The organism is Paenibacillus sp. NPDC056933 (assembly GCF_042674385.1).
Taxonomy (GTDB): domain Bacteria; phylum Bacillota; class Bacilli; order Paenibacillales; family Paenibacillaceae; genus Paenibacillus.
Genome location: NZ_JBHUQN010000006.1, coordinates 45,780 through 57,750, shown reverse-complemented (window position 1 = coordinate 57,750; position 11,971 = coordinate 45,780). Strand labels below are relative to the sequence as shown.

The window sequence follows — 11,971 nt, the reverse complement described above, 5'->3', positions numbered from 1 at the left end:
CTTTCATGGGCAAGCATGGAAAACGAGTGATAACCCTGCTTTTGGCTGGCTGTCTGGTTGCTGTGGCGCTGCCGCATGCGATTGATCTGGATCAGCTATATGCGGCGTCGGGAACATCAGATATATCCACGAATACCGATCTTCGAGAGACGTTGCTTACCGCGATGTCACAGCGAACGGAGGAACTTGTTTTTACATACAAAGGCAATGTGAAAGGCCTCAAGAAGCAGTTGCAGAGTTCCATTGACGAAGCGATGACCAGCGATCCCTACATTCAATATACCGTTAAAAGCTATGCATTTAACTATAAAGGCTCCAACGTATCCGCTGAGGTACATGTGAAACTGGCATATCGGGAAACGAAGGAACAGACCGAATATGTCAACCGTAAAGTAACCAACGTGCTGGAAGAAATCATCGTACCTGGCATGACCAATCATGAGAAGGTCAAAGCCATTCATGACTGGATTGTGCTTCATCTTTCCTACGATACATCCTTGAAGAAATATACTGCGTATGACGGGCTTGTTACTGGCAGCACCGTATGTCAGGGATATTCATTGCTGGCTTATCGCATGCTGGAGCAGGTGGGTATAGACAATCGGATCGTGGAGGGAACGGCTGGCGGGCAACTGCACGCCTGGAATCTCGTGAAGCTGGATGGTAAGTGGTACCATATGGACACGACGTGGGATGATCCTACTCCTGACCGCAAAGGGAAGGTAAGTCACAGTTACTATTTACTCAGTGATGAGGAGATGGCACGAGACCATGTCTGGACGGCCAAAAGCAGGTATCCTGCTGCACCTGATCCTTATCGGGAAGCTTTGCAAAATCTGGTGAAGACCAGTGGAAGCAAAGCAGCTGTGTATCAGAAGTTGTATCATACCCTGGAATACTCGCTCTATGACGAGAGTGATGCTGTCAGTGGTCATTCCGCACTCAAGACCAAAGTGCAGGGTGTGCTCAAGGATGGAGGAACTTCACTGACGTTCAGGTACAAAGGCACCGAGACGGGACTGGTGGAGGACTTGCAGAATTTGTATCAGCTTGGCATGAAATCGATATCGTATTACGTGTCCAAAATGGAGGGCACCGTCGATCTGCGTGTGAAGATTACCTGGACCATGTAGTAGCAGGCTGTGTCATGATTGTATATAACGTTGAACAAGGGCGCTCAGAGGATGAGCGTCCTTGTTTGTGAGCGGATGAAGCCTGGGCAAACCAAACGGGCAACATGCTCTCCTTTGGAAAGAATGCTGCCCGTTTTATGTTGAAGAACCAGATATCATTGAAAGTAAAGTGTTGGATAACGATTGGATTTAGATGGACAGTTGTGGATCATCATTCCGCTGACGGTGTAAAGTCACATTCCTGAAGCGGAACGACTTTGGTTTTTTTAATAAATTTATAACCCAGCCATAACACAAGGAACAAGGGTACGCTCAAGTAAGCAACGAGTGCTCCGCTCCAATCAATCTGATCGCCTGTGAACGCCTGATAATTCTGACCGATGATCACGATGATACAGAGTACAAAGGCAAAGATCGGACCAAACGGGAACCAGCGTGCACGGTAGGGCAGGTCGTTCAGATCACGTCCCTGAGCCACATAGGCACGGCGGAAGCGGTAATGGCTGATGGCAATGCCAAGCCATGTGATAAAGCCACACATACCGGATGCATTGAGTAACCATGTGTATACAATACCATCACCGAACAGGGAGGCCAGAAATGCCAGCATGCCCACTGCTGTAGTCAAGAGCAGGGCGTTCATTGGAATGCCCTTATTGTTCAGCCTTGCCAGGAAGCGAGGTGCCTTGCCGTCACGGGCAAGAGCGTACAGGACCCGGCTGGAAGCGTACATGCCTGAATTCCCGGCAGACAGCACAGAAGTCAGAATAACAGCATTCATGACCGAAGCAGCAATGGCCAAACCTGCTTTTTCAAAGACAAGAGTAAACGGACTGACCCCGATGTTATTCAGGTCCCCTTTGAGCAGATTCGGATGGGTGTAAGGAATGATCAGACTGATGACTGTAATCGCCAGAATGTAAAAAATCAGAATACGCCAGAACACCTGCCGAATGGCACGGGGAACATTTTCACGCGGGTTTTCACTTTCACCGGCTGCAACACCAATGAGCTCTGTTCCCTGGAAAGAGAACCCGGCGGCCATAAATACCCCAAGAACCGCGAAGAATCCGCCATGGAAAGGTGCATCTCCTATCGTAAAGTTGCTAAACCCAACTGCTTCTCCACCCATAATACCGAAGATCATGAGCACGCCAACAGTCAGAAAGATGATGACCGTCGCGACCTTGATAATAGCGAACCAGTATTCGGATTCGCCGTATCCTTTAACAGACAGCACATTCAAGGCAAAGATCAAAACAAGAAACAACAGACTCCACAACATCGATGAGCTGTCGGGGAACCAGTATTTGATGAGCACGGTTGCGGCAGCAAGCTCAGCCGCAATGGTGACGGCCCAGTTGTACCAGAAGTTCCAACCCATGGCGAACCCAAGAGCTGGATCGACAAACCGGGCAGCGTACGTATTGAAGGAACCGGAATCGGGCATGAAGGTAGCCAGTTCTCCGAGACTGGTCATTAAGAAATAGACCATGATGCCGACAGCCGCGTATGCAATCAGTGCACCGCCGGGTCCAGCCGTGGAGATGGCGGTGCCGCTGGCGAGGAACAGTCCTGTACCGATGGAGCCACCCAGGGCAATCATGGTCATATGACGTGCGCGTAGACCTTTTTTCAAGGAAGGCCCTTTTGTTGTTTGGTTGTTGCGGTCTTGCATGGAAACACTCCTTCATTCAGCGTACTGATAATATCAGATCTATGACGATATAACGATATAACACAAAAGACCGCAGGCATAAGCCCGCGGTCTCTATATCAATCGCCCGCACCTTGTCCCAAATGTTTAAGATAGCTCAACACAGAAGAATTCATACCCTCCGGAGAAGGCATCTTATTCTTCCGTGACAGTTCTGCGCCTTTCGGCAACAGCCCCAGCCGCGCTGGACAACGTAAGGAACCGTCCTGCGGGCTTCGGCGGGTGCACCTTTCGGCTGAATTCATAAGCGGCTCCTTAGCGCCTCCTTCAGCGTACTGATCGCACCCGCGACCTCTACCTCACCATCAATGGATGAGGTGTATCTATTGTCTATGAAATTAAAATAACAGAACGTAACACTCCATGTTCTGTATAGTAAACAGACAATCAGTATAACGCTCATGGTATTCCAGTGCAATAACAATTGTTGGATGTGAATCAAAAGGCCTATTCGGACTTCTTGTTACGTCCAGCCATTTGCTGCCACACGGTTCCAGCGGCCTGTTCCCCGGATTCAATCCGCTCCAGGGCCATCTTGGCTTGCAGGCTGACTTCAAACTCAGGGTCTTCGGCTGCATTCCGCAATGCCTGCTCTGCTTCTTCCGTTCCCACTTCGTACAGGAAACGGGCAGCACGCCAGCGTACAAGCTTGCTTTTGTCGGTTAGCGTGGCTGTCATGGCTGCCGTTGCCGTAGGGTCACCGATATCGGAGAGGGTATCCCCGGCAGTGCGACGAACAGCGGGTGAACTATCCTTCAGCGCTTCGTACAGTAGCTCCATGGCTTCCGGTGTACGAATATCACCAAGATATACGACAGCAAGGCGACGGATCTGCATTTTACTGTCATGCAGGGCACGGGCAACGAGTGGCAGCCTTTCCGCTGTAGGCTCCATGCCATCCAATGCTGCGTAGCGAACATTCCAGTCTTCACTTTGCAGGGCCTCTTCAAGCTCAGCGCCATCTAACTGGCGGCGACGTTCCACGAATTCTTCCGTATTGGTTCCATGCTCGATGGCTTGTTGAATCACTCGCTCCAGTCGCTCCGGTGGATACGCTGCCTCTAACTCCTGTTCGACTTCTCTTGCGATGTCAGGCAACTCTCCGTAACGAACGCCGTAATCACTTAGTTTCCGTTCCTTGATCAGCGTTGCGCTGGCAACTTCGGTCACGGCCTTGACGAACCGATCCGAGAGCGAGATTCGTTCTTCCTTTGTGCCCGCTTTGACCCGAATCTGCATAGGCACACCTCTGAAGAATTGAACAAATACCTGGGCTTCACCGAAGTGCTCACCAGAGGCATCTTCCGATTCGATCCAGTCCAGATCCATGCCTTGCTGACCCAGACGGCTCTGGACTTCGCCAAGGATAACGGACCAGTCCGCATTTCCCTTGCGGTCCAGGGCTACGAAGTCGGTGGTATGAAATACACTCTTTACACCGGGAATATGAAGCATCTGCCGAATAAATGCTGGAGCAGATCGCTCATTATCCAGCGTATATGTTTTGCGGATCCCGTCCTCCAGACGCTCATCCAGATGCAGCATCATCGTATTTGGACTGGGTGTTGGTTCAATGGAAACAATATTCATCGGTTCATAACCTCCTGTACCGGATTCATCGATAAACTTCCCGTCATCGCACGGGTATTTATCTATTTTACATGATTGTGTTGAAACTACGAAATAGTTGGGCGAAATTTACACGTTATGTGAAGAAATACGAAGATAGTTAACACTTCTTTCATGTTCACGCACAAACATTTTTAAACGGAAGCTGACATAATTAAGAAGAAAGAAATAACTGGAGGTTATAATCGATGGAACCAATTACAGTACTTTCGGATGGAAACCGTAGTATTGCCTATGACCCTATTATTCAAATGTATTATGAATACATGTCAGACAAGCAAGGCGATTCGGCAATCAACATAAGAAAGAACGCAAGGGAGGTGGCATGGTCGGAGTGGGGCGCATCCCGTTACTGTATTGTTGATTATCAGGACGCCGGGCAAGCCGTCTCGGCAGCAAATGCAATCCGGGCATTTATGCCTCATATTCCGTTACTGGTGATTACGGATTTTAAATCCCTGATTCGCAAGCGTCATTTGCAGCGTATTACGGGTACAGGTGTAATGAAGATGGTCCTATGGCAAGAAAAAGAGCCGCAAAAGCTGGTCATGGAAATACAGCGGTGGCTGCATTCCTGTGCATATGAAACAAAAAACAGCCCTATCCTCAACCCTATCGATGCGACAATGACAGAGAGGACAGGGCCCTTCAATTATTAAATGACGTATTTATATCCCGTTCCCCAAACCGTCTTGATATATCTTGGGTTTTTGGGGTCGGGTTCAATTTTTTTACGCAGGCTGGAAATATGCACATCGATTGTACGATCCAGATACGCCCGCTCGGAGCCTTTGATTCGATCCATAAGTTCGTTACGGGTGAATACTTTGCCTGGATTCCTGTACAATTCCTTCATAATTTCAAATTCAATATGAGTGACCTCGATTTCAATGCCATCGACAAATAAGGTTCTTCTGTACTCATTCACACTGACATGCCCGGCGACCTCAGCAGGTTTATCCATTTTGGCAGGTTGATCCGGGTAGGAAATGGCTGATCTTCGCAGCAATGCTTTCATTCGTGCATCAAGCTCTTTAAGACTAAAAGGTTTGCATAGAAAATCATCGGCACCATTGTGTAATGCTCGCAGCCGATCATTCAACAAGGTGCTGGCCGATATCATCAGTATGGGTACAGTCGAGTGTTGACGAAACGCTTCAACCAGATCATTGCCGTCCGTCTCAGGCAGCATTAGATCAGTCACCACTATATCGGGCTGGAATCGTGGGAAAAGCTCTAGTGCTTCGTGAGCATGATGGACCCGTTCAGTTATGTAACCTTCCTCCTCAAGAAAGAAAGCAATCATATCGGCCAGATTTTTCTCATCTTCTATAAGAAGTACTTTGATAGACATTGGGGTCACACTCCTGATGAAAAGAATTTATTAAGAAACTTATATATAAATGTCGTAATTTGTTTAGAAATACTGCAAAATTTTTAATGTTTGTATTCCAGAATATAGGATGATATGTAGTTTGATCTATAATGGTTGAGCCAAACTTCAGTATTTTACCATGAATGTGGCTGATTTGCCGATCATTCAATATTTCCCAAAGCTACATGGGGTGTTAATTACAGTATAATGTATCAGAACGATTTAAGGGGAAAAAAGTAGATTTACGAGCTTTAATTCATAGGAGGAACTAGCGCTTTGTTGAATGCAAATTTAGAAATCAGTCACGAAGGCAACGGCTTATGGTTCATATAAAGGCAAAAAAGGTGCTGGAGTGGATGGTCCTTAAACTTCGGATTCCTTGGTTTGGTACTGCGATACTTATTGTCCTCGGGACTATGGGAAGTATTTACCCGCTGACTCTATTTTACGGAGTACAACTGATGTTCGGCAGTGCAGCGGCACTGATTGCTCTGCGTTTACACGGAGGTGTATACGGATTCATCGCCATGGTAGCGATTGCCTCATTGAATATATTATGCACGGGTCTGGTCCCGACCAGCTTGTTTATAACAGGTGCCCACTTCATTGAATTGATTTGGATGCTGGGATGGCAGATGCGCTGGAAAAACGGAAGTATCATGAAAGCCAATGCATCGTTCTGGGTTGTGATGTTAATGCCTGTTACCTGTTACGGGTATTTTATAATGGGCATGCAGCTTGAAGAGATAAAATATGTCTATATGCATATCGCTGTGGTCAGCATGGTCAACGCGCTGATTGCAGGCATTGTAGTGGATTTCTGGATCACGACTGGGGAGCAAAAGTCGAAGCGAACAGGAACCATCCCGCTCAGAAGGATTGCTTTCAAATATGTGGTTGCCTTTGTAGTCGTTGTTTCCCTTGTCCTGTTATCGGCGGATAGCCGCAGACAACTAAGTCAAATGAACGATACTATACTATTCAATCTGAAGCATGCTGCGAATGCGGTTATCCAGGACTTGAATGAACAATATCTAACCAATGAAAACATGCATCAAAGTATGAAACGCTATCGTTATCTTCTCGATGTAAACGTCATTATTCTCGATCAATATGATAACGTAATTATTTCAGGACTGGATACTCTTCAAGTCGGGGAGCATCTGGATATGAACAGATACCATATACTGAAGCCGGGAGATAGCACCATCCTATTTCGTTCCGGGGATGTTTATTATAGCGATGTCCTAACGCATTGGAGGCAGGCTTCGTTTATGTATGAAGCAGATAGGACAACAAGTACTCCATATCGGGTGTTGGTTGAGACCAACTCAGCCAATTATTATACGCGGATTGAGTCGATTTATCTTACAACGCTTCAATCTCTGTTTGTTATCTTTGTGGCCTCAATGATTGTGGCTGCTCCGCTCAGCAAAAAAGTCGTAAGTCCTTTGAAACGCCTTACCCGCATGACGGGTTCTCTTCCACGGCTGCTATTTCGGAATGGCAAGATGGATTGGCCGACCAGCCACGTAACCGAAGTGCAGATTCTGATAGGAAATTTGCGTAAAATGGCCGATGTGCTCCTTGGACAATTCGAGCAGATACGTCAGGACAAGCTCACGCTGGAGGACAGGGTTAGAGAACGGACCAAAGAGCTGAAAAATAGTGAGGAAATCAAACGGGCCATTATTGATTCATCGATTGATGCCATTATTGCTGTAGATTTAAACGGGAAGATTATAGAGTTTAATCCCGAAGCTGAAAGAATGTTTGGACTGAAACGGGAAGAGGTTGTACTCGAGAAGGATGCCCCGTCCCTTTTTCAGGGAGCGAGTTGCCTCGAAATCAAGGGATTGCTGAATCAATTCGAGTATATTCGTGGCAAAAGGCATGTTATTGTCGAGGAGATTTCAGGTATTCGCCGGGACGGCTCCGTATTTCCAATAGAATACAAAATTGTGGAAATTCAGTTAGGCAACAACGAAACGCTTTATAACTTGTTTATTAAGGACATTACCGAGCGTACAAGGGCCGAGGAAGACCGTGTCCGTCATGCCCTTGCTTTGGAAAAACTGAATGCAGAGCTGCTTAATGAAAAAGTAGCTATTCAGGAACAGCGAGATATTAGCGAGCAATTCATTGAATCTGTTCGAGAAGGCTTGGTCATGTCTGATCGTTCGGGTACAATCACGATCGTCAACAGAAGAGTTGAAGAGATGTTTGGCCTTGGGAATTTTTCGGGCAGATCGATTGAAGACTTGGCTCAAGTTATTGATACCAGAGTATTAACTGCTGATTTTAATTTGGCAGAACAGACTCGCGCATTTCTGAACGGAGAAAGGGCCTTTGTTGAGACTGAGTTTATCTTTAATGATGCCGGGAAAAGCGTATTTTCCTTGTATATGAAACAAATGGACGTCCCGGGTAAGAACCATGGATTTCTCCTGGTGTTCCGTGATCGTACAGAGGAAGAACGTCTGAATCGTATGAAAAACGAACTGATCAGTGTGGTGTCGCATGAACTTCGTACGCCTGTAGCGACCATCATGGGTTATGTGGAGTTAATGATGATGTATGATCTCCCGGACTCGCAACGTCAGGAATTCATGGATACCATTTCTTCGGAAGGAGCACGACTGAGCAGCCTGCTGGATGATGTGCTGGATATCCAGCGTCTGGATAACGAAAGCATGACCTACCACATGACATATGTGCCATTGCTTGAACTGGTTGAGGGGGTGGCTGAGCAATGGAACATGACATCCATTCAGCGCATCCATGTGCATGCGTTTAATGGGGACTTTTTTGCTTATGCTGACCGGAATCGGATGATTCAGGTGTTACATAACCTGATCGGCAATGCTGTCAAGTATTCACCTGGAGCGGAGAGAATCGACATTACACTGTGGGAAGAACAAGAATGGTTATGCATCGACGTGCGCGATTATGGAATAGGTATTCCGGAGAATGTACAGGACATGCTGTTCAAGAAGTTTTATCGTGTGGATAATTCGGGTCATCGTCAGATTGGTGGAACCGGTCTAGGGCTTTACATTTCTCGCAACATTGTAGAGGATCATCACGGTACCCTCACTTTTATATCTGCGCCAGATAAAGGAAGTACCTTTAAGGTTCGATTGCCCAAGCTGGATGAATTGGTATAAGGCAAGAAAGGTCTTTATTGGATAGGATGCTTGCATCTTAAAAGATAGAGGCCTTTTTTTGTTTTTTCAGAATTTCCCGGATAAAAAAACAGGTTCTTTTGCAAACTGTCTATAGAGCCATAATTTGCATTACATGCAAAAGGAGGACGGCAGGTCTATGTTCCGTAAACAAGAGAAAACCCTTATTATTGTCTGCCTGGTCGCAGCCGTAATCGTGCTGTATGCCGTTGTCAAAAGTATTATTCGGATCATGAGTTATTGAGACATATCATCACATAGGCATATGAAGTTGTACATAACGATTAAATGTGAAAGAGGAGTGTAACCCCATGTCATCCCTGGACCCTGTTCTGCTCAGCCGGATGCTGACCGGTCTTACCCTGTTTGTGCACATCATTTTTGCCTCTATCGGCGTAGGTGTTCCACTCATGATCGCTTTGGCTGAATGGCGCGGGCTGCGCACCAATGATATACATTACACCTTGCTGGCGCGCAGATGGGCGCGTGGTTTTGTCATCACCGTTGCCGTTGGTGTCGTTACGGGCACCTCGATTGGTTTGCAGCTCAGCCTGCTGTGGCCCATGTTTATGAGAGTAGCCGGTCAGGCGATTGCCTTGCCACTGTTCATGGAGACCTTCGCCTTTTTCGTGGAGGCGATCTTTCTTGGTATTTACCTCTATACGTGGGACCGTTTCAAAAAGAAATATACCCATATGCTGCTGCTTATTCCGGTGGCTCTGGGATCATCAGCGTCTGCGATATTCATTACAACGGTGAATTCTTTCATGAACCAGCCTCAAGGGTTTACCCTGATTAATGGCATTATGAAGGACATCCATCCGATTGCTGCCATGTTGAATCCGGCTACACCAACCAAGGTATCTCATGTGCTCGCCTCGTCGTATACATTAAGCGCAGGTATTTTGGCGGGCATCGCCGCGTTCAGTTTGCTTCGGGGTCGGGATCATGTCTATTACAAAAAAGCACTGAAACTCACAACGGTATGTGCGCTCGTATTTGCGGTCAGCACCGTTATGATCGGAGATTCTTCCGGTAAATTTCTGGCGAAATACCAACCGGAGAAGCTTGCAGCGGCAGAGTGGCACTTTAAAACGATGACGAAGGCGCCGCTGGTTTATGGGGGTATTCTTGACGAAAACAATGAAGTCAAATACGCCATTGAGATCCCCTATGCACTAAGCATACTGGCCGGGAATAGACCAGACACGGAAGTGAAAGGGCTTGAAGAATTTCCGGCTGATCTGAGGCCGCCGTTGTCCATTCACTATATGTTTGACCTGAAAGTAACGACAGGCGTCATTATTCTGCTGATCCCGGTGCTCTATGTATTCCGCCGCTGGCTGCCAGGGCGCAAGCCTTATCCCAAATGGCTGCTGCTCGGGATTGTGTTTCTAGGGCCGCTCGCCATGATTGCGATTGAGCTGGGCTGGATGTTCGCCGAAGTTGGCAGACAACCATGGATACTGCGCGGTTACATGAAAGTGTCGGAAGCGGCGACAACGTCTTCGTCCGTAGGCTGGATGCTGGTTCTGTTTATTTTGTTGTACCTGATCCTTTGCTTTTCGGCGATTCGGGTGCTTAGCAAGCTGTTCCGTAACAAGGAAGCAGAGAAGGAACTGGAGTCTCTTGGCCTGGAAGGAGGGATCCTCCATTGAGCTTTGAAATTGCAGGCATTGCGATCTTATGGACGTTTCTGTTTGGATACCTGATCGTGGCTTCGATTGATTTTGGCGCTGGATTTTTCAGCTTCTACAGCATATTAACCGGACACGAGAACAAAATTCATAACATTATTCAGCGCTATCTTTCACCTGTATGGGAAGTGACGAATGTGTTTCTGATCTTTTTTGTTGTCGGGCTGGTCGGATTTTATCCGGATAGCGCTTTTTATTATGGGACAGCGTTGCTTGTCCCTGGTTCACTGGCGATAGTACTGCTTGCCATTCGGGGCGTGTATTACGCCTATAATACCTATGGGAACCATGGGCAGAACAGCCGGATCTACATGGCACTATACGGGGCAACCGGATTGTTGATCCCAGCGGTGTTTTCCACTATTTTGGCAATATCCGAAGGTGGAATTATTGAGCAGGTGGGCGATCAGGTATTTTTTCGCTGGCGTGAGTTTCTGACAAATCCGTACACCTGGTCTGTTGTATTGCTTGCTTTGGTAAGCGTGCTATATATTTCAGCGATGTTTCTTTCCTACTATGCCATGCGGGCAGAGGATGAGACAGCATTTGAAGTCCTGCGGGAGTATGCGCTTCTATGGAGTCTGCCTACCATCTTTGCCAGCTTTCTGGCGTTTTTGCAAATCAACAAACAGAATCCCGCACACTTTGAGCAGATGTTGAATATCTCATGGATGTTCATCGCATCGTTTGTTTGTTTTGTGATCGCCGTCTCGCTGGTATGGAAACGTAAATATATGGGCTGGTGCTTTATCGCCGTCATGCTGCAGTTCGCCTTTGCCTGGTACGGTTATGGGCGCTCGCATCTTCCATACATTCTGTATCCCTACATTAATGTTTACGACAGCTTCACCAACAAGACGATGGGCATTGCGCTCATTACGGCGTTCAGCCTGGGACTGCTGGTGCTCATTCCTTCACTCGTGCTCATTATGAAGCTGTTTCTGTTTGATGCCAATTATGTACGGGGTAATGCTGGCAAAAAGAAAGGATGAGACCGTTCATGCTTCCCAACATGCTTTTTAATATCTTTTCGTGTTTGTTTTTTATTTCGCCTGCAGGAGTGACGGGTATCCCCGGTATAACAGGGTTGAGTTTTTTTGAGACCTTTACCATTATGTACGCCCCGCCACTGATCATCGTGGCTGCAATTGCGTTTTTGTTCATTTATTTGGCAAAGTGCAAAAATCCAAAGGACTGATTCGTTGGTACGCACTTTCCAATTCGGGGTAATCTTT

General features: G+C 47.0%; 9 protein-coding genes and 1 riboswitch. Of the genes, 6 read left to right on the top strand and 3 right to left on the bottom strand.

Features of this window, described 5'->3' with window-relative positions; translation table 11 throughout:
- Positions 1–5: 5 nt before the first annotated feature.
- Positions 6–1,133: a transglutaminase domain-containing protein gene (locus ACFTRD_RS28330; RefSeq protein ID WP_379385827.1), complete on the top strand. Its 1,128-nt coding sequence runs from the start codon at positions 6–8 to the stop codon at positions 1,131–1,133.
- 211 nt (positions 1,134–1,344) lie between these two features.
- Here ACFTRD_RS28330 and ACFTRD_RS28325 read toward each other — a convergent pair whose 3' ends face one another.
- A complete protein-coding gene (locus tag ACFTRD_RS28325; protein ID WP_379385825.1) occupies positions 1,345–2,811 on the bottom strand; it encodes an amino acid permease in 1,467 nt (488 codons plus the stop codon).
- Positions 2,812–2,935: 124 nt separating this feature from the next.
- A riboswitch (Lysine riboswitch) is annotated at positions 2,936–3,155 on the bottom strand.
- A 142-nt stretch (positions 3,156–3,297) separates the two neighbouring features.
- Positions 3,298–4,440: a virulence factor gene (locus ACFTRD_RS28320; RefSeq protein WP_379385823.1), complete on the bottom strand. Its 1,143-nt coding sequence runs from the start codon at positions 4,438–4,440 to the stop codon at positions 3,298–3,300.
- Between the two features lie 227 nt (positions 4,441–4,667).
- Here ACFTRD_RS28320 and ACFTRD_RS28315 point away from each other — a divergent pair, with 227 nt between their 5' ends.
- Positions 4,668–5,138 (top strand): hypothetical protein, encoded by a 471-nt coding sequence (locus ACFTRD_RS28315; RefSeq protein WP_379385821.1) that lies wholly within the window; start codon positions 4,668–4,670, stop codon positions 5,136–5,138.
- Here ACFTRD_RS28315 and ACFTRD_RS28310 read toward each other — a convergent pair.
- Entirely contained in the window at positions 5,135–5,833 is a 699-nt protein-coding gene (locus ACFTRD_RS28310) for a response regulator transcription factor (RefSeq protein WP_379385819.1), read from the bottom strand. The two genes, ACFTRD_RS28315 and ACFTRD_RS28310, sit on opposite strands and share 4 nt — an antisense overlap.
- Positions 5,834–6,174: 341 nt before the next feature.
- Here ACFTRD_RS28310 and ACFTRD_RS28305 point away from each other — a divergent pair, with 341 nt between their 5' ends.
- The 4 genes from ACFTRD_RS28305 (at position 6,175) to cydS (ending at position 11,934) form a co-directional block, all read left to right on the top strand.
- Positions 6,175–9,021: an ATP-binding protein gene (locus ACFTRD_RS28305; RefSeq protein WP_379385817.1), complete on the top strand. Its 2,847-nt coding sequence runs from the start codon at positions 6,175–6,177 to the stop codon at positions 9,019–9,021.
- Between the two features lie 329 nt (positions 9,022–9,350).
- Entirely contained in the window at positions 9,351–10,697 is a 1,347-nt protein-coding gene (locus ACFTRD_RS28300) for a cytochrome ubiquinol oxidase subunit I (protein ID WP_379385814.1), read from the top strand.
- Positions 10,694–11,728 carry a cytochrome d ubiquinol oxidase subunit II gene (locus ACFTRD_RS28295; protein WP_192270801.1) on the top strand — a complete coding sequence of 345 codons (1,035 nt, stop codon included), beginning with the start codon at positions 10,694–10,696 and terminating at the stop codon, positions 11,726–11,728. The genes ACFTRD_RS28300 and ACFTRD_RS28295 overlap by 4 nt, the downstream gene beginning before the upstream one ends.
- Entirely contained in the window at positions 11,725–11,934 is a 210-nt protein-coding gene (gene cydS / locus ACFTRD_RS28290) for a cytochrome bd oxidase small subunit CydS family protein (protein WP_379385812.1), read from the top strand. The genes ACFTRD_RS28295 and cydS overlap by 4 nt, the downstream gene beginning before the upstream one ends.
- Positions 11,935–11,971: the final 37 nt, after the last annotated feature.